19 protein-coding genes and 1 tRNA gene are annotated in these 16,732 nt (G+C 69.4%); 10 read left to right on the top strand and 10 right to left on the bottom strand.

The annotated features are described in order from the left end of the window. Positions 1-28 precede the first annotated feature (28 nt). Positions 29-685 carry a response regulator gene (locus KY572_RS36235; protein WP_224248267.1) on the bottom strand — a complete coding sequence of 219 codons (657 nt, stop codon included), beginning with the start codon at positions 683-685 and terminating at the stop codon, positions 29-31. Between the two features lie 85 nt (positions 686-770). Then, a tRNA-Leu gene (locus tag KY572_RS36230) sits at positions 771-856 on the bottom strand. A 101-nt stretch (positions 857-957) separates the two neighbouring features. Between KY572_RS36230 and KY572_RS36225 the strand changes: the two genes are divergently transcribed. The 3 genes from KY572_RS36225 to KY572_RS36215 all read left to right on the top strand — a co-directional run bounded on the left by KY572_RS36225 (position 958) and on the right by KY572_RS36215 (position 4,852). Beyond that, positions 958-1,707, top strand: a complete 750-nt coding sequence (locus KY572_RS36225) for a tetratricopeptide repeat protein (RefSeq protein ID WP_224248266.1) — start codon at positions 958-960, stop codon at positions 1,705-1,707. Between the two features lie 397 nt (positions 1,708-2,104). Continuing rightward, on the top strand, positions 2,105-3,070 hold the full coding sequence (locus KY572_RS36220; protein ID WP_224248265.1) for a diguanylate cyclase: 966 nt from the start codon (positions 2,105-2,107) through the stop codon (positions 3,068-3,070). A 48-nt stretch (positions 3,071-3,118) separates the two neighbouring features. After that, positions 3,119-4,852: a response regulator gene (locus KY572_RS36215; protein WP_224248264.1), complete on the top strand. Its 1,734-nt coding sequence runs from the start codon at positions 3,119-3,121 to the stop codon at positions 4,850-4,852. Here the strand turns inward: KY572_RS36215 and miaA are convergent. Together miaA and KY572_RS36205 are read right to left on the bottom strand one after the other, a co-directional pair. Next, positions 4,840-5,742 (bottom strand): tRNA (adenosine(37)-N6)-dimethylallyltransferase MiaA, encoded by a 903-nt coding sequence (gene miaA / locus KY572_RS36210; protein ID WP_407660062.1) that lies wholly within the window; start codon positions 5,740-5,742, stop codon positions 4,840-4,842. The two genes, KY572_RS36215 and miaA, sit on opposite strands and share 13 nt — an antisense overlap. A gap of 90 nt (positions 5,743-5,832) precedes the next feature. Beyond that, positions 5,833-6,423, bottom strand: a complete 591-nt coding sequence (locus KY572_RS36205; RefSeq protein WP_224248262.1) for a hypothetical protein — start codon at positions 6,421-6,423, stop codon at positions 5,833-5,835. 152 nt (positions 6,424-6,575) lie between these two features. On the opposite strand from KY572_RS36205, the gene KY572_RS36200 reads away from it, so the two are divergent. The 7 genes from KY572_RS36200 to KY572_RS36170 all read left to right on the top strand — a co-directional run bounded on the left by KY572_RS36200 (position 6,576) and on the right by KY572_RS36170 (position 11,412). After that, positions 6,576-7,457 carry a hypothetical protein gene (locus KY572_RS36200; protein ID WP_224248261.1) on the top strand — a complete coding sequence of 294 codons (882 nt, stop codon included), beginning with the start codon at positions 6,576-6,578 and terminating at the stop codon, positions 7,455-7,457. Positions 7,458-7,649: 192 nt separating this feature from the next. Beyond that, on the top strand, positions 7,650-8,249 hold the full coding sequence (locus KY572_RS36195; protein WP_224248260.1) for a LemA family protein: 600 nt from the start codon (positions 7,650-7,652) through the stop codon (positions 8,247-8,249). A gap of 2 nt (positions 8,250-8,251) precedes the next feature. Continuing rightward, a complete protein-coding gene (locus KY572_RS36190) occupies positions 8,252-9,001 on the top strand; it encodes a TPM domain-containing protein (protein WP_224248259.1) in 750 nt (249 codons plus the stop codon). A gap of 15 nt (positions 9,002-9,016) precedes the next feature. Then, complete coding sequence (locus tag KY572_RS36185) at positions 9,017-9,469, top strand: TPM domain-containing protein (RefSeq protein ID WP_224248258.1); 453 nt, start codon at positions 9,017-9,019, stop codon at positions 9,467-9,469. Positions 9,470-9,515: 46 nt separating this feature from the next. Continuing rightward, positions 9,516-9,998, top strand: coding sequence for a MarR family winged helix-turn-helix transcriptional regulator (locus tag KY572_RS36180; RefSeq protein ID WP_224248257.1), 483 nt, complete (start codon positions 9,516-9,518; stop codon positions 9,996-9,998). After that, complete coding sequence (locus KY572_RS36175; RefSeq protein WP_224248256.1) at positions 9,995-10,699, top strand: VOC family protein; 705 nt, start codon at positions 9,995-9,997, stop codon at positions 10,697-10,699. Before KY572_RS36180 ends, KY572_RS36175 begins: the two co-directional genes overlap by 4 nt. Positions 10,700-11,001: 302 nt before the next feature. Further along, positions 11,002-11,412 (top strand): hypothetical protein, encoded by a 411-nt coding sequence (locus KY572_RS36170; RefSeq protein ID WP_224248255.1) that lies wholly within the window; start codon positions 11,002-11,004, stop codon positions 11,410-11,412. A gap of 116 nt (positions 11,413-11,528) precedes the next feature. Here KY572_RS36170 and hisS read toward each other — a convergent pair whose 3' ends face one another. The 6 genes from hisS to KY572_RS36140 form a co-directional block, all read right to left on the bottom strand. Further along, a complete protein-coding gene (gene hisS / locus KY572_RS36165; protein ID WP_224248254.1) occupies positions 11,529-12,836 on the bottom strand; it encodes a histidine--tRNA ligase in 1,308 nt (435 codons plus the stop codon). After that, a complete protein-coding gene (asd, locus tag KY572_RS36160; protein WP_224248253.1) occupies positions 12,833-13,675 on the bottom strand; it encodes an archaetidylserine decarboxylase in 843 nt (280 codons plus the stop codon). The genes hisS and asd overlap by 4 nt, the downstream gene beginning before the upstream one ends. Before the next feature lie 54 nt (positions 13,676-13,729). Further along, positions 13,730-14,413, bottom strand: a complete 684-nt coding sequence (locus tag KY572_RS36155) for a hypothetical protein (protein WP_224248252.1) — start codon at positions 14,411-14,413, stop codon at positions 13,730-13,732. 103 nt (positions 14,414-14,516) lie between these two features. Continuing rightward, the gene (locus tag KY572_RS36150; RefSeq protein ID WP_224248251.1) at positions 14,517-15,248 is read right to left on the bottom strand and encodes a metallophosphoesterase family protein; all 732 of its coding nucleotides are present in this window, start codon (positions 15,246-15,248) and stop codon (positions 14,517-14,519) included. Positions 15,249-15,284: 36 nt separating this feature from the next. Further along, entirely contained in the window at positions 15,285-15,656 is a 372-nt protein-coding gene (locus KY572_RS36145; protein WP_317987945.1) for a TIGR02266 family protein, read from the bottom strand. 113 nt (positions 15,657-15,769) lie between these two features. After that, positions 15,770-16,693, bottom strand: a complete 924-nt coding sequence (locus tag KY572_RS36140) for a PfkB family carbohydrate kinase (protein WP_224248250.1) — start codon at positions 16,691-16,693, stop codon at positions 15,770-15,772. Between the last annotated feature and the right edge of the window lie 39 nt (positions 16,694-16,732).

Genomic DNA, 16,732 nt, shown 5'->3' with positions numbered 1-16,732 from the left:
TGCTCACGCGCGGATGTCCCCGAAGTCCTCAGCCTCGCATGGCCAGCGAGACCGCGAGGCACCCCTGCTCGGTGCTCACCGGCTGGGGCTGGCGCGCGGACAGGAACAGATAGGACGGAGCCGACCGCCGCTCCCCGTCCACCTCCAGGTCCCCGTCCACCACCCACACCCCCGCTCGCCCCTGGTGGTGCGACCAGTCGTAGCGGGCTCCCGGCTGCAGGCGGATCCACGTCAGGCCCTGGGCCGGCGCCGCCTGGAGCCGCACGCCCTCCGACACCTCCGTCCACCCTCCCTCGGGTGGGCGCTCCGCCGACAGCCGCTCCACGTCCCCTCGCAGCGCGAGGAAGCGCTCCACCAGCGCCATCATGTCCTCGAGCTGGAAGGGCTTGGCCAGCAACGCATCCGCCTCGAGCGGCGCCAGCGCCTTCTGCAGATCCTCCGGCGTCGCCGCGCTGACGATGGCCACCGGCAGCAGCCTCTTCCGCGCCGCCTCCAGGATGGCGCGGCCGCCCCGGCCCGGACCGGCCAGCCGCAGATCCGTCATCACCAGCGCGAAGCGCTCCTGACGCAGTGCCGCCAGGGCCGAGTCCACCGAGTCGACCGGTCGCACGTCCGCCAGCTCCGAGAGCACGTCACTCATGCCCTCGCGCAGGCTCGCGTCGTCCTCGGCCACCAGCACCTTCATCGGGCTCCTTCCGGGGACGGCCGCGGCCTCGTCCCGGGCGCGCCCCGTCGGGGCCGCGCGACGCGCACTGCCTGGACTTCCGGAGTGGCCCTCCCCGGACTCGAACCGGGACGCGGGGTCAGCCGCAGCGGATTTTGAGTCCGCCTCGTCTACCAATTTCGACAGAGGGCCCTGTCTGGGTTCCTGAAAACCCGGCAGACGTATAGCGCGGCTGACGCTCTCATGCACCCGGAGATTGCGGCCTCGCGGCCAAATGGCTAGAGGGTCCGCGCATGTACAACCTTCTCATCTCCCTGGGTGTCGGGATCGCCATCGTCCTGGGCACCAAGCTGGCCGGCTTCCCCATCTGGGCCGGCATCATCCCGGGCCTGCTCGCCTTCATCGGCACCTTCATCCTCCTGGCCCGCCGCGTCGCCAACCGCATCCAGAAGCTCATGGACTCCGTCCAGAAGGAGTTCGCCACCCAGGCGACCAACCAGAAGGATGCCCAGGCGAAGGTGGAGCGCGCCGTGAAGACGCTCGAGCAGGGCCTGGTCTACGACAAGTGGCAGCTCATGGTCGGCCCCGAGCTCCACGCGCAGATCGGCATGCTCAAGTACATGGTCAAGGACCTGGATGGCGCCCAGGCCCACTTCGCCAGGTGCGGCCCGCGCAACTACATGGCCAAGGCCATGGAGGGCGCCCTGCACTACCAGCGCAAGAACTACACCGCCATGGAGGCCGCCTTCGAGGCCGCCGTGAAGACGGGCAAGAAGGATGCGGTCATCTGGGCCGCGTACGCCTGGTGCCTGCTGCAGATCAAGGAGAAGGACAAGGCGCTGCGTGTGCTCGGGCGCGCCGTGGAGACCAACCCCACCGAGGAGAAGCTCAAGGCCAGCCTCACCCAGCTGCAGAACGACAAGCGGCTGAAGATGAAGCCCTACGAGCCCACCTGGTGGCAGTTCGGCCTCGAGGCCCCTCCCCCTCCCCCCACCATGGGCGGGGGCGGCGGACGCCGCATGCAGTTCATTAATCGACGTTAGCTACGCACCTTGGGGGCCTCATCCGTTCTCCGGCGTACGGGAATTCCTACCGCGTCACGACTTCCCACGCTGGAAGGTCTTCCGGGCGAGTAAGACGTGAAGTGTAGCGGTCACCGCAACCGCCCGAAATAACTCCGGCCGCCGGGTTCCACCCGGGGCACACGGCTTGCTCCCACGTCCAGCGCGCCTCCGCAGAGGGGCGGCGGAAAAAGAGACGAGTGGACTTGGCAGCCGGAGGTCTCGGGTGAAGGTTGCGGCTGACAGCGAGTGCTGGGAGTTGCGGGCGACGGCGGCGGAAGCGCGAGGGGCGCGAGGGCGTCAGGAGCACTCCATAGGGCGTGGCGCTCGAGATCTTCGACCTGCCATTTCGGGGCAGGCGTGCGCAGCGGAGCGTTGCATGGAACGGCGCGGCCGTGGCAGTGAACGGGCCCTCGTCCTCATCATCGAGGACGATGCGGGTGTTCGAGAAAGCCTCTCGGACTTGCTGGTGTCGAAGTTCGAGGTGCTGACGGCCCCCGATGCTGAAGCCGGCATCGAGCTGGCGCGGGAGCACCGGCCGGATCTGATCCTCCTGGATCGGTTCCTGCCCAGCGGGGATGGGCTCTCCGTGCTGGAGAACCTGCAGAAGGATGTGCGCACGGATGCCGTGCCCGTCATCTTCCTCACCGGGGACACGGACGAGGCCACCCTGGAGCGCTGCCTGGAGATGGGCGCGGTGGACTTCATCCACAAGCCGGCCAGCGCCCGAGAGCTGCTGGCGCGCATCGACCGGGCGCTGCGGCAGAGCGAGCACCAGCACCGGCTCCGGGTGCTGGCCCAGACGGATGCGCTCACCGGGCTGGCCAACTTCCGGGCCCTCACCCTGCGGATGGAAGAGGAGTTCCGCCGCGCCAACCGCTACCAGTATCCGCTGTCGGTGGTGGTGATCGATCTGGACCACCTCAAGGCCATCAACGACGGGATGGGCCACGATGTGGGCAACCGGGCGATCCTGGCGCTCGCCTCGCACCTCAAGAGCAACCTGCGCGAGTCGGACTTCGCGGCGCGCTTCGGCGGGGATGAGTTCGTCGCCCTGCTGCCGCACCAGACAGCCATCGAGGCGGCGGCGTTCGCCGAGCGCATCCGCGCCGGGCTGCGCAATGTGACGGTGCAGCGCAGTGATGGACGGCCAGCCCCCTTCGGGCTGAGCGTGAGCGTGGGCATCGCGGACCACTCCCAGGGCACGCCACGCGAGAACACGGAGGCGCTGCTGAAGGCGGCGGATGCGGCGCTCTATGTGGCCAAGCGAGAGGGGCGGGATCGGGTGGTGGTGTACGGCAACTCGATGGTCGTTCCCCCTTCGGCGGTGGCGCAGAGGCACTGAGGCGATTCGAAGAGCAGGCGGCGAACCGAAGGGCGAGCGAGGGTGCGGATGAGCGGAAGCAGGCTGGTGAGCGGTTCGAGGGTAGCGGTGATCGGCGGTGGGATTGCCGGCGCGGGACTGGCCGCCTCCCTGCTCTTCAATGGACGCGCTCGCGGCATCGCGCTGGAAGTGCGGGTGTACTCGCACGGTGAATCCGAGAGCGTCACGCCGCCCGTGGTCCTGACACCCGAGTGTCGCTCGCGCCTGGCCGCGCTGGGCTGCCGCGTCCCGCTGGAGTGGCGCTCGCTGGAGCTGCGCGGCGTGGAGCTCCTGGCCCAGGGACGGCGGGAGTTGCTGCCCGCGCCTCCCGGTGGCCTGTGGGTGGTGGATGGCTGGCCCCAGGGACGGGGCGGGCTGGCGATGGTGCGCGAGGCGCTCGTCACCGCCGCGACGGCCCAGGGCGCCCGGTTCGTGGATCGCCACGTCGACCGCGTCGAGAGCCAGCCTCCGGCTCCGGATGCTCCGGCTCCGGTGCGCAACAGTGGCCCGCTGGTGGTCCGGGCCCAGGGCAGTGGCGAGCGCTTCCACGCGGCGGCCCTGGCCGCGGGCGCGGGGAGCTCGCTCGGGGACTCGTTCTTCCCGGGGTTCCGGCCGGCGCCCACCGTGGCCGCGGTACAGGCCCGGCTGCGCCAGAGCACCTCCCGGCTCACGCTCTCGCCGCTGGCCCGGCTGTGGATCGCTCCCCTGCCGACGGTGGATGGACTGTTCCTGCTGCCCGCCGCGCACTCCGTGTACGCGATCGCCTTCGGGCCGGCGGTCACCCCCGCCGATCTGTGCCAGGCCCTGATGATGGCGGCGCGCGATGGCCTCATCGAGGAAGGCTTCGAGCTGACGGCGCTGGAGACGACGCGGCTGCCGTTCGGTCCGGGGCGCTCGCTCGTGGCGCCGGGGCAGATCGCGGTGGGGCCGGCGGCGCTCGGACACCCGCTGCAGATCGGTGTTTCGGAGACGCTGGCCACATGCAGCCGCGGCGCGGTGGGGCTGCTGGATGGAGGCCTGGAGGCCTCGCAGCTCGAGCGTCGGTATGTCCGTGAGGGGCTCTCCGAGCTGATGGAGGACGCGGCGGCGGGAGCTCGCTCCATCGCCTGGCTGCGGCGCGCGGGTCGCCGGGCTCCGGCCGCGTTCCTGGCGGCACGCCAGCGTGGCTCGGTGGGTGGCGTCTACAGCGGCGGGGTGCTGGGGCTGGCTGCCCCTACCCCACTGGCCCTGCTGGCCTCGGCGCGCTGGGCGGGCCTGCGCGAGGTGATGGGCTCGTGGCTGCGCACGGCGATGGAGCCGATCCCCACGACGATTCCCCAGCTGGAGCCGGACCTCTACTACGTCGTGGACGACGACCCGGATGCTCGGGAGGCCATCACGCAGCTCCTGGAGTCCACGGGCGCCACGGTGGTGTCCTTCGCGGACGAGCTGGCCCTGTTCTGCGCGGTGGCACGGCGGCCGCCCACGGCCATCCTGCTGGACGTGGTGCTGCACTGGGTGGACGGCTTGAGGCTGTGCGAGGGCCTCAAGCAGCACCCGCTGACGCGCCAGACGCGCGTGTTCGTGATGAGCGGCCTGAACCGGCCCCATGTCCGGCAGCGAGCGCTGGATGCCGGCGCCGAGGCCTTCCTGCCCAAGCCCGTGGAGCCGGCTCGCCTGCTACGGCTGCTGATGGGCCACGAGGCTCCGGTCGTCTCGACGCCCGCGCCCGCGCGAGTCTCGGAGAGCCCCGTGGACGCGGAGTCCGGTCGCTACGCCTCCTGAGCCAGGCTTCGCAGGGCTTCATACGGTGGGGCCAGGTGCACGGCACCGGCCTCCTTGCGGAACCAGGTGAGCTGCCGCTTGGCGTAGCGGCGCGTCTCCTGGGCCGTATCCTGGAGGGCCTCCTCTCGCGTCATCCGGCCCTCGACGACCGCTCGGGCCTGCACGTAGCCCACGCTGCGCATGGGCGCGGCCTCCGCGTACCCGCGCGCGAGCAGCTCCCGCGTCTCCTCCACGAGCCCTCTGGCGAACATCGCCTCCGTGCGCGCGTTGATCGTCACGTAGAGCTGCTCTCGCGGCGGCTCCAGGACGAACATCCGGAACGGGTACCGGTCCGGCGCGAAGCCGTGCTCCCGGCGCCACTGGGAGGCCGGAATCCCCGTCTGCGCGTGGATCTCCAGCGCTCGGATGACGCGCACCAGGTCCTGCGTGGGCAGCTTCGCCGCCGTCTCCGGGTCCACCTGGGCGAGCTGGCGGTGCACGGCCTCCCGCCCCTCGGCGGCCGCCTGCGCCTCCAGCGAGGCCCGGAGCGCTGGATCCGCCCCGGGCGCCTCGACGACTCCGTGCAGCAGGATCCGCAGGTAGAGCCCCGTCCCGCCCACGACGAACACCGGCTTCCCCCGAGAGGCGATGTCCGCGATCGCCGCGTCCGCCCGGCGCTGGTACTCCGCCGCCGAGAACGACTCGAGCGGCTCCACCACGGAGATGAGGTGGTGCGGCACCGCGGCGAGCTCCTCCGCGGAGGGCTTGGCCGTGCCGATGTCGAAGAGGCGGTACACCTGCTGCGAGTCCGCGTTCACGATCTCTCCGCCCGCGCGGCGAGCGAGCTCCACGGCGAGCCCGGTCTTGCCCGAGGCGGTCGGTCCCGCGATGACGGTCAGCAGTGGCTTCACGCGCCGATCCATACCTGAGCTGCCCCCTCATCCCGAGCACGGATGTGCCTCGGCCCTGCCTCCGAGCCTCGTAGGCAGCCCTTCGAGCCTTCAGATGCTCCCGACCACCCACGCGCCGCCCAGCACGACCGACAGCGCCGAGGCCGCCCGGGGCACGTACGTCCCGAAGGCCGCGGGCACCCGGCGAGCCCGGGACACGGCGGCGATGGCCGAGGTGAGCGCCGCCATGGCCAGGGTGCTGCCCACCGCGAAGCCTCCGAGATACAGGGCGCGATAGGCGGCCGTGCCGGAGACGACGGCAGGCAGGAGGAGCAGCAGCGCCGCGGCACCCGTCATCCCATGGACGAGCCCTACCGCGAGCACTCCCCGAGACACCGTCTCCGTCGACGCGGCGATCGCCCGCCGCCTCACTCCCCAGGCGCCCATGACCAGGAGGGCGAACCCAGCCACACGCTCGGCCCAGCGATCGATCCCCTCCAGGGGCACGGCGGACAGCGCCAGCATGAGCACCGCCGCCGCCGCGAGCGTGCCGAGACCGTGCCCCAGCCCCCAGACCAGCCCCACACGCCAGGCGCCATGACGCCGCCCCACCGAGAGAGGCGCCAGGCTGAGCAGGTGATCCGGACCGGAGAGCGCGTGGAGCGCACCCGAACCCATGGCAGCCAGCACGGCGATACTCATACCCAAGCTCCTTCCTTCGAAACCTCGAGAAGGATGCGCCCGGGCTGAGATAGTCGCCATGACATCGTTTCAATCCATCTGATAGCCTGAGACTATCAGCCCGGTGGCTCGCTCTGCGCCCTGCCGGCAGGCCGGGTAAGGTGGAAGGAACCGTGCTCCGTGCCCGCGTGCAAGCCAGCTTCCTGCTGCTTCTGACCCTCCTGGCAGCAGGGTTGGTGGCGAGCTGTCAGCCCGAGCTTCATTCCCTGATCGGGCGCCCTTGTGACCCGGAGCACTCCTGCGTCGACGAGGAGCTCGTCTGCTGCCAGGGCACGTGCCAGCTCGCGTCCGAGGTGCCCTCGTGTGGCGGGCCGGGACCGGGGGACGGCGGGAGCAGCGATGGGGGCGAGGATGGCGGCACGGGCGGCGGCGCGGATGGCGGCCCCGATGCGGGAGTACCAGCTGATGGCGGGACCTCCGATGGAGGAAACAACCCGCCAGGTCCCGATGCTGGAACACCGGATGCGGGCTCGCCCCAGGACGCGGGCTGTCCTCCCAACCTCTTGATCGAGGGGGGCGCCGAGCCTCCGCTCGACATCAACGACTACTTCGATGGCACCGGTCGCGGCAGGATCGATCCCACCAGCACCACCGTGAGATCGGGAACGGGCGCGATCAAGATGACGCGCACCTCCACCTCCGCCGGCACGTACGGCGTGGAGTTGAAGGAAGCCCAATTCACGGGAGCCCCCGTGGGGGTAGTCTACTGCGTGTCCGCCTGGTTCCGGCGAGGTACCACCCGAGGCCGGATCACCCTCACCACCCGCCACTTCAATAGCTCGGGTGGCTCCGCGAACATCATCTCGGACTACACCGAGCCGCTGGATGATGGCTGGCACAACGTCACCGTCGCGGCGGGCCTGTCCCAGGAATTCAACCGGACATTCACGTTCTTCACCTCGGTCGATACCAGCGCAGGCTCCGAGTACTACGTCGACGACATCCGCGTCTGGCGCTCTCCGAGCCTCCCGTGCGATCGGGCGTGCGCGTACTGAGCCGGGGCCACCTTCTCCGTCGCGGGGGCAATCCTTGCGCGCGGTCTCGGACAGCGCGCAGAACCTGCATCCACGCAGCGTCCAGCAGCCACCACGCTCGCGGTACACGCGTTGCACCCCCTGGCGACAGCAGCCAACAAGGACTGTCGAGCCCAGACCGAGCAGGTGTGGGCTCCCCTAGCGGAGGAGCTCATGGGCAAGTGGGTGGGAGTGGCGCTCGTCGCGTTGGTCGCCGTGCTCGCGGTGGCGGGCATCGGCTCGTACAACTCTCTGGTGGGCCTGGATCAGGCGGTGAAGGCGCAGTGGGGCCAGGTGGAGAACGTGTACCAGCGCAGGCTCGATCTGGTTCCCAACCTGGTCGCCACCGTCAAGGGCGCGGCGAACTTCGAGCAGGAGACCCTGACCCGCGTCACCGAGGCTCGGGCCAAGGCCAGCCAGGTGACGACCACGGCCAGCAAGGACATCCTCGAGGATCCGGCGGCCTTCCAGCAGTTCCAGCAGGCGCAGCAGAACCTCTCGAGCGCGCTCTCGCGGCTGCTGGTGACGGTGGAGCGCTACCCCGAGCTGAAGGCCACGCAGAACTTCTCCGCGCTCCAGGCGCAGCTCGAGGGCACCGAGAACCGGATCTCCGTGGAGCGCATGCGCTTCAATGAGGCGGCGCAGGCCTTCAACACCCGGCGCGGCAGCTTCCCCACCGTCCTCTTCGCCGGGTTCTTCGGCGGGCGCTTCGCCGAGAAGCCCTACTTCCAGGCACAGCAGGGCGCGTCCGAGGCGCCCAAGGTCCAGTTCTAGCCGTGCGCGGGCTGAGGCCATGGGCGGCGCTGGCCGTCCTCCTGTCGTGCCTCGGGGCGCTCGCGGCCGGCTTCCAGCCTCCGCCCGCTCCCACGCGGTGGGTGACGGACACGGCCGGGTTCCTCTCCGAGTCCACCCGGCGCTCGCTGGATGCGCGGCTCCAGAAGTACGAGCGGGACACGGGCCGCCAGGTGATCGTCTGGATCGGCCAGGACACCGAGGGCGTCCCGCTCGAGGAGTGGGCGGCCCGGACCTTCGAGGCGTGGGGAATTGGCAAGCGCGGCAGGGATGACGGGCTGGCGGTCTTCGTGTTCGCCGGGGAGCGGCGGATCCGGATCGAGGTCGGGTACGGGCTCGAGCCCGTGGTGCCAGATGCGGTCGCCTCGCGGATCATCTCCGAGGAGGCGCTCCCGAGGTTCCGCGAGGGAGAGGCGGACACGGGGGTGATCGCGGCCGTGGACGCGCTCCTGGGAACCCTCGGCGGCGAGACGTCCCCTCCCCCGCCCGTGTCTCGCGTCCGTGGGGGCTCGGAGCAGGCGCCTTCGACCGGGGAGAAGATCCTCTACATGCTCCTGGGGATCGCGCTGCTGATCTTCGTCATCACCCACCCCCGGCTGGCGTTCTACCTGCTGCTGCAGATCCTGAGCAGCGGAGGCGGCCGCCGAGGTGGGCGCTGGGGCGGCAGCGCGGGCGGCTCCTTTCGAGGCGGAGGCGGACGCTCGGGCGGCGGTGGCGCGAGCGGAGCCTGGTGACGGGAGGCGATACGCATGAGGTTGCTGACGCGACGGCAGTTCCTCCGGCACATCGATCTGCCCCGGGTGGAGGAGGCGCTCCGGAAGGCGGAGCAGCGAACCTCGGGTGAGGTGCGGGTGTCGCTCGCGCCGCTCTTCTGGGGCAACGTCCAGCGCGCGGCCGAGCTCGCCTTCGAGCGGCTGGGGATGACCGCCACCCGCGAGCGCAACGGCGTGCTGCTCTTCGTCGTTCCCGCCCGGCACCGGTTCGTGGTGCTGGGAGACGCGGGCATCCACGCCAGGGTCGGCCAGGACTTCTGGGACCGCGTGGCGAAGGTGCTCGGCGAGCACTTCCGGACCGGAGACTTCACCGGCGGGCTGGTGGCCGGCATCCAGGAGATCGGCGAGCAGCTGGCGCTCCACTTCCCGCCTCTCGGCGAGAAGGACGTGAACGAGCTGCCGGACACGATCGATCTCGGCAAGCCCTAGCGCGGCTCGATTGACAGGCTCCTGTCAATATGACAGGAACTTGCGAATGGCGAAGCTGACGTCATCGGGCGAGGTGTTCACCGAGCTGGTGCTGGAGGTGTTCCGCCTCAACGGGCTGGCGCTCGCGGCGGGGGATCTGCTGGCCGAGCCGGTCGGGCTCAGCAGCGCCCGCTGGCAGGTGCTCGGCGTGGTGGACCATGGCGCTGCGCCGGTCGCGAACGTGGCCCGGCTCATGGGGCTGACCCGGCAGAGCGTGCAGCAGACCGCCGATGCGCTCGAGCGGGATGGCTTCATCGAATACCTCGACAACCCGCACCACCGCCGCGCCCGGCTCATCTCGATGACGGCCAAGGGACGCGAGGCGCTGCGGCAGGTGGAACAGCGGCACGCGGTCTGGGCGAACCGGATCGGCGCGGGAGTGGACCCACGGCGCCTCCGGGACGCGGTCGACGCGCTGCGAGAGGTACGCCAGCGGCTCGAGGACGAGGCGGCAGCCTCCCACGACGGACAGAAAGGATCGCGCGAATGACGGCCGAGACGACGATTCCCCTGCTGCCCTGTGTCTCGCTCGACGAGACGCTGGAGTTCTACAAGGCCCTGGGCTTCGAGGTGACCTACCGGCAGCTCTCGCCAAATCCGTACGCGGTGGTGCGACGCGGGGGCTTCGAGCTGCACTTCTTCGGCCTCAAGGGGCTGAACCCGGAGGCGGCGTTCAGCGCGTGCCTCGTCGTGGTCGAGGAGGTGGAGAACCTGCACGAGACGTTCGCCGAGGCCCTGCGGAAGCGGTACGGCAAGCTCCCCATCGCAGGCGTCCCCCGGATCACGCGGATGAAGCCGAGGCAGAGCCGGTTCACCCTGGTCGACCTGGCCGGCAACTCGGTCATCTTCGTCAAGCGAAACGCCCCTGAAGAGGCCTCCAAGTCCCCGGAGAAGCACGAGCCCGGGCAGCGCTCGAGGATGGAGCGGGCGCTGGAGATGGCGGCCCGACTGCGTGACAACAAGATGGACGACGCCGCGGCAGCCAAGGTCCTCGACCTGGCGCTGGCCCGGAATGAAGCGGCCTCCCCTTTCGAGCAAGCCCGCGCACTCGCGGCCCGCGCCGAGCTGGCCGTGGCGCTGGGGGATGAGGAACGCGCCAGGGCCCTGCGTACGGAGCTCCAGCAGCTCCCGCTCTCGGAGGAAGAGCGATTGCGCCTGGGCGACGAGCTGCAGGCGGCGGACCGCCTCTAGCGATCCCTCCTGCAGCGGGACTTCATCGAAGTCATCAAGCGCGCCGCCGAGTACCTGCGAAGACACGTCTGAGCCGAGCGGGCCTCGGAATGACGCAACCATGACGCAATGAACGCGCGGCCGTGATTCACGGTGTCTCGGTTCTCTCTAGGTTGCCGCCCCAATCCATCCTGGAAAGGGGCCTTGCCATGTCAAATCCTGTCCGCCGTCTCGCTCTGAAGGTCGTCGGTTCCTGCGCCGTCTCTGTCCTCGGAGCGTGTTCAGGCGTCCAAGCCGCAACCCAGTCTCCCGAGTCGATCTCGGTGCGTGAGCTGAACATCGTCGATGAGCATGGTCAGGCGCGCATCCGCATCGGCGCGCCGCTGCCCGATCCCAAGGGCCTGAAGCGCGCGGTCACGGCGTACGGCATCCAGTTCATGGACTCGTCCGGGAAGGAAGTCGGAGGGCTCGGAATGCTCGAGCCCGTGGGCATCAATGGGCTGTGCTTCGACAGCGACGAGGGCTACGAGGCGATGTGCATCGGCCTCATCAAGGGCCAGCCGAACATCACCTTCCGCCAGGACTGGAAGGAGCGCATCGTCCTGGGTGTGGACAAGGGTGTGGCGAGCATCGTCATCAACGATGCCCAGGAGAAGCCACAGCTGCGGCTCGAGGTCGACAAGGACGGCAAGACGCGAGTCGTCGGCGCGAACGGAGAACGGTTGAGCCAGTAGCCGGCCCCCGGGACCGAGGGCTCCCGGCTCACGCTGGCCGAACTGGTATGCTTGTCATACCAGTTGGCGGACCACGAAACCGGCAGGGGCCTCAGCCCCCGCCTCGGGTCACGCTTTCAGCCTTGGGTCGCGGGGGCCTGGGGCGCGGCGCGCACAGCCTGGGCCACTTCGTTCAGCGACACTGGAATCGGATCGCCGCCCGCCATTGGCTTGAGCTGCGCCTTGCCGCTCTCCCGCTCCGCCTGGCCCAGCACGAGCGTGAAGCGCGCCTTCGTCTTGTCCGCTCGCTTCATCTGGCTCTTCAGGCTGCCGCCGCGAGTGTCGAACTCCACCCGCAGCCCTTCCTTCCGCAGCCGGCTGGCCAGCGCGAACGCCGCATCCGCCGAGCCCTCGTCCGCCACCGCCACGAACAGATCCGGCGGCGCGCTGTACTTCTGCCCGCCCTCCTTCAGGAGCAGCGTCAGCCGATCCATCCCCAGCGCGAACCCCACCGCGGGGATGTCCGGCCCACCCAGCGCCTTCAGCAGCTTGTCGTACCGCCCGCCCCCGCCCACCGTGCTCGCCGTGCCCAGCGCCGGGTGCGCCGCGATGAACTCGAACGTCGTGCGCGTGTAGTAGTCCAACCCGCGGACGATCTGCGGGTTCACCACGTACCGGATCCCCAGCGCGTCCAGCTTCCGCTTCACGTCCTCGAAGTGCGCCTTGCACGGCTCGCACAGCGCCTGGAGGATGTTCGGCGCCGCCTGCACCACCGCCTGGCACTTCGCGTTCTTGCAGTCCAGCACCCGCAGCGGGTTCGTCTCGAGCCGCCGCTGGCAGTCCTCGCACAGCTCCTCGCGGTGCGACTTCAGGTAGTCCACCAGCCTCTGCTGGTACGCAGGGCGACACGCGTCGTCCCCCAGCGAGTTCAGGTTGAGCGAGATCTCCTTGAGCCCCACCTGCTCCAGCAGCTGCACCACCATGTCCATCAGCTCGACGTCCTGCGCCGCCTCCTTCGAGCCCAGCGCCTCCGCACCGATCTGATAGAACTGCCGGTAGCGGCCCGTCTTCATCCGCTCGTACCGGAACATCGGTCCCACGTAGTACCAGCGCGTCAGCGGCTCCTGGTTGGCCACCGCGTGCTCTATGTACGCCCGCACCGCCGGCGCCGTGCCCTCCGGACGCATGGACAGGCTGCGGCCGCCCTTGTCCTCGAAGGTGTACATCTCCTTGCCGACGATGTCCGTCTCCTCGCCCACGCTGCGCACGAAGAGCGCCGTGTCCTCCAGCACCGGCGTGCGGATCTCTCCGTAGCCGAACCGCGAGAACACCTCGCGCACCGCCCGCTCCAGGTACTGCCATGTCTCCATCGGAGCCATGTCCGAGCTCAGCTCGCCCGGCAGGAGATCGTTCATCCCCTTCACACCGCTGATCTTCTGGCTCACACGATCTCCCCGATGCGACGGCCCATCCGCACCACCGTCTCCGGCTGCAGGCTGTCGTCCCACTTCACCCGCTTGGGCTCGAACAGCAGGATCACCGTGGACCCCATCTCGAAGCGCCCCAGCTCCCCGGCCTTCTCCACCGGCAGGTGCGTCGAATACGAGTGCACCTTGCCCGGCTGGCCCGTGTGCGTGATCACCTCGTCGTACGCCGCCTTGATGCGCGACACGCATGTGGCGCCCACCTTCACCACCGCGCACTTGCCCGCCACCGTGTCCAGGTAGGTGATGAGCCGCTCGTTCACGCAGAACAGCGACTGCTTGTTCTTCACCGACGCCGGATTCACCGGCCAGAACTCTCCCGGGATGTACGCGTAGCCCGTGATCATCCCTCCGAGCGGCGCGTGGATGCGGTGGTAGTCCCGCGGCGACAGGTACAGCGTCGTCCACGCTCCGCCGTGGAACGGCGCCGCCGCCGCCTTGTCGCCCAGCAGCTCGTCCACCGTGTACTCGATGCCCTTGGCCTGCAGGCACCGCCCGTTGTCCGAGTAGCCCACCTGCGACACCCGCCCGTCCACCGGCGACACCACCACCTTCTCACCCGCGTCCACCGGCCGCAGCCCCGGCTTCAGCCCGCGCGTGAAGAACTCCGCGAAGGTGGAGTAGCGATCGAACGAGCCCTCGGCCTCCTGCATGTCCACGTGGTACGCCTTGGCGAAGGCCTTCATCGCCATGCGGTGCACCGGCGCCGGCGCGGGCAGCCGAGTGGCCAGCCCCACCACCGACGACAGGGCGGACTTGGGAAGGATCTGCATCAACTTCATGAAGGTCTGTTCGTTCATTGCGAGCGAAGTCTCGAAGGTTTCTGGCCAGGGCTGGGGAACGACCGCGTCAGCTCACCGCCCCGCATCCGCGTTGGGGTTCCCGGTCGTCGTGCCGCCGTCCGCCAGCTGGTAGGTCACACGCACGGAGTCCTTCGGTAACATCGCCAGGACCTTGCCGTCTTCGATGAGGAGCACCTGACCGACGAAGGCCGGGTACACCTGGCTGCACCGCGCCCGGTCAGACATCTCCCAGGCGTCCCGCATCCCCTTGCCCACCACGTTGATCGGCCTGATCGACTGGAAGCACCCCAGGTAGCCGCCCGAGAGCGCGGACGCCGCCGAGCCCACCACCGGCCCCGAATCCACCACCCCCGCGTCCTCTGGCGCGGCGGGCGCCGGAGCCGGCTCGGGCTCCGGCTCGGCCGTCGGCGTCGAGGGAGGCAGATCCGGCACCTCCTGCGCCGCCGCGATGGCGGCCTCCCGCTCCTTGCGGGCCTGCTCCATCTTCGCCCGGCCGTTGGCGATGCGCTGCTGCAGCTCCTTCGCCGAGGGCGCGTCGATGCTGTCCGCAGGCACCTGCTGGAGCAGCGCCTCGATCTCTTCCATCTCCGGCTCGAGGAACGCCTCGTCCAGCTTCTGCCCGTACAGCTTGCTGAAGCGCTGGTGCGCCTGCTCGTACTCGGGCGACGGGGGACCGGGATCCTTGCGGCATCCGGCCGGCGCCAGCGCGATCAGGACGGTGGAGACAAGGCCCACGAGGGGCCGACTCAGGGTCGTCAGGCTGTGGTTCCGCACAGGGTGCGGTTTATGCCACGTTTCCGGCCGTCCCGCCGCATTTCGGCGGGGCCCGGCCCAGCTCTCAGACGCCCAGGAACAGGCGCTTGCCGAAGTTCAGCGCCAGATCCGCGTCGAAGATCTTCTGCGCCGCCGTCTCGATGTCGTACTCCACGCGGGTGTACTCCACCGTGCGCGCGTCCGTGTCGCAGATCACGAAGCAGGCCCGGTTGTCGTAGTCCCGCGGCTGCCCCACGCTGCCCACCGAGATGATGTACTTGTAGCCCCGCCGGATGCCGAACTTCTGGGCCACCACGTCGTTCACCTCGCCGTTGCCGATGGCGAACGCCTTGCACAGGTGGCTGTGGCCGATGAACGTCACTTCCGGCAGCTCCGCCACGAAGGGCGTCAGCTCCCGCGCCTGCTCCAGCGCGAAGATGTACTCGTACGCCTTGGGCTCGATGGGCGAGCCGTGGCAGAAGCCCACCTCGCCGATCCGGTACGTGTACGGCAGGCTCCGCAGCCACCCCAGGTTCTCCTCCGAGAGCACGCTGGCCGACCAGTCCAGCGCGTGCCGGGCCGCGTCGTAGTAGTACGAGTAGTCCATGCGGCCGGCCACCGCCGCGTCGTGGTTGCCCAGCAGCGTCACCTCCGTCACCGAGCGCACCAGATCACAGCACTCGTTGGGAGACGCCCCGTAGCCGACGATGTCTCCCAGCGAGACGACGCGGTCCACCTTGTGGCGATCCGCCGTGCGGAGCACCTCCGTGAGCGCCTCGATGTTGCTGTGGATGTCGGAGATGACCGCAATCCGCATGGTTCGTGTGCCTCGCCCAGGGAGCCTCAGAGCCGCTCAGGCTCCGGGCCACCGTGCTCTCTCGTAGGAGATGATCTGCCTGAGCCGCTCCAGGCTCGCCGCATCGAGCGACTCGAACTGCAGCCCCATCCCCGAGGGCCACTGCTTGTCATTGTGGCGCGACCAGACCACCTTGGCCAATGTCTGCACCTCGGGGCCATATTCCTCCCCTACTCCCAACCGGACCGTCGCCTGCACGCCCTCCCGCAGCGGAGTGCTGGTACGCAGGAAGAGCCCGCCCTCGCTCAGATTGCCAACACGCGAGTACAGGGTGACGTTGTCACCCTCGCACCAGCAGCGCATGCGAGACGGGACTCGCCCGTACTTCCGGTTCTCCATCGACCCGACTTCCTCCACGGCTAGGCTCACGGACTCTTGCTCCTATCCTCTTCCAGGAGCCTGGAAAATGACAGTGATGCGGCACCGTACGGTGCGTGCCCACATCCGTCAAGTCCGGGAGGACGGTTTTTTCAGCCTTCTGGTCAGCCCTGCAGGGGACCGAGGTCGTCGAAGTGCGTCAACCGCTTGAATTCACTGAAGCGGCGGTGGATCTCCTGGCGGGTGAGATCGCGCAGGCGGTCCAGGCTGAAGCGCTCCACGGTGAAGGAGGCCATCACGCTGCCCATCACCATGGCGCGGCGCAGCACGTCCGGCTCGTAGCGGTCCGCGGTGGCCAGGGTGCCCATGAAGCCGCCGGCGAAGGTGTCTCCGGCGCCGGTGGGATCGAACACGTCCTCGAGCGGGAAGGCCGGGCAGGCGAAGATGTGCTCGCGCTCGAAGAGCAGCGCGCCGTACTCGCCGCGCTTGATGACGACGCGGCTGGGGCCCATGCCGAGCACCGCCTGGGCGGCCTTGACGATGTTGTGCTCGCCGGAGAGCTGGCGCAGCTCCGCGTCGTTGACGAAGAGCAGATCCACGCGCTTGAGCGTCTTGAGGAGCGCCTCGCGGGTGCCCTGGATCCAGAAGTTCATGGTGTCGGCGGCCACCAGCCGGGGGGCCTTCACCTGATCCAGCACCTGGGACTGCAGCTCGGGGTGGATGTTGCCCAGGAAGACGTAGGGGGCGTTGCGGTAGGCCTCGGGCAGCCGGGGCGCGAAGCTCTGGAAGACGTTGAGCTGGGTGTCCAGCGTCTGCGCCTCGTTGAGCTGGAAGCCGTACTTGCCCTTCCAGCGGAAGGTGCGGCCCTTCTCACGCGTGAGGCCATCCAGGTGGATGCCGCGGGCGCGCAGGAAGTGCACGTGCTCCTCGGGGAAGTCCTCGCCCACCACGGCCACCAGCTGCACCGGGTTGAAGAACGAAGCCGAGGTGGAGAAGAAGGTGGCCGAGCCACCGAGCACGTCCTCCTTCTTGCCGAAGGGGGTTTCCACCGAATCCAGCGCGACCGAGCCGACGACGAGCAGAGACATGAAGCTTCCTGGGAGATGCCTGGTTGAAGACTCCGGCAC

It is taken from the genome of Hyalangium gracile, from assembly GCF_020103725.1.
Classification (GTDB): Bacteria; Myxococcota; Myxococcia; order Myxococcales; family Myxococcaceae; genus Hyalangium; species Hyalangium gracile.
This window is presented reverse-complemented; position numbering and strand designations above follow the sequence as displayed.

Bases quoted from the DNA above. Each gene is read 5' to 3' on its own strand.
- KY572_RS36235 (WP_224248267.1), bottom strand. From the start codon at position 685: ATGAAGGTGCTGGTGGCCGAGGACGACGCGAGCCTGCGCGAGGGCATG.
- KY572_RS36225 (WP_224248266.1), top strand. From the start codon at position 958: ATGTACAACCTTCTCATCTCCCTGGGTGTCGGGATCGCCATCGTCCTG.
- KY572_RS36220 (WP_224248265.1), top strand. From the start codon at position 2,105: ATGGAACGGCGCGGCCGTGGCAGTGAACGGGCCCTCGTCCTCATCATC.
- KY572_RS36215 (WP_224248264.1), top strand. From the start codon at position 3,119: ATGAGCGGAAGCAGGCTGGTGAGCGGTTCGAGGGTAGCGGTGATCGGC.
- KY572_RS36205 (WP_224248262.1), bottom strand. From the start codon at position 6,423: ATGAGTATCGCCGTGCTGGCTGCCATGGGTTCGGGTGCGCTCCACGCG.
- KY572_RS36195 (WP_224248260.1), top strand. From the start codon at position 7,650: ATGGGCAAGTGGGTGGGAGTGGCGCTCGTCGCGTTGGTCGCCGTGCTC.
- KY572_RS36185 (WP_224248258.1), top strand. From the start codon at position 9,017: ATGAGGTTGCTGACGCGACGGCAGTTCCTCCGGCACATCGATCTGCCC.
- KY572_RS36180 (WP_224248257.1), top strand. From the start codon at position 9,516: ATGGCGAAGCTGACGTCATCGGGCGAGGTGTTCACCGAGCTGGTGCTG.
- KY572_RS36175 (WP_224248256.1), top strand. From the start codon at position 9,995: ATGACGGCCGAGACGACGATTCCCCTGCTGCCCTGTGTCTCGCTCGAC.
- asd (WP_224248253.1), bottom strand. From the start codon at position 13,675: ATGAACGAACAGACCTTCATGAAGTTGATGCAGATCCTTCCCAAGTCC.
- KY572_RS36150 (WP_224248251.1), bottom strand. From the start codon at position 15,248: ATGCGGATTGCGGTCATCTCCGACATCCACAGCAACATCGAGGCGCTC.
- KY572_RS36140 (WP_224248250.1), bottom strand. From the start codon at position 16,693: ATGTCTCTGCTCGTCGTCGGCTCGGTCGCGCTGGATTCGGTGGAAACC.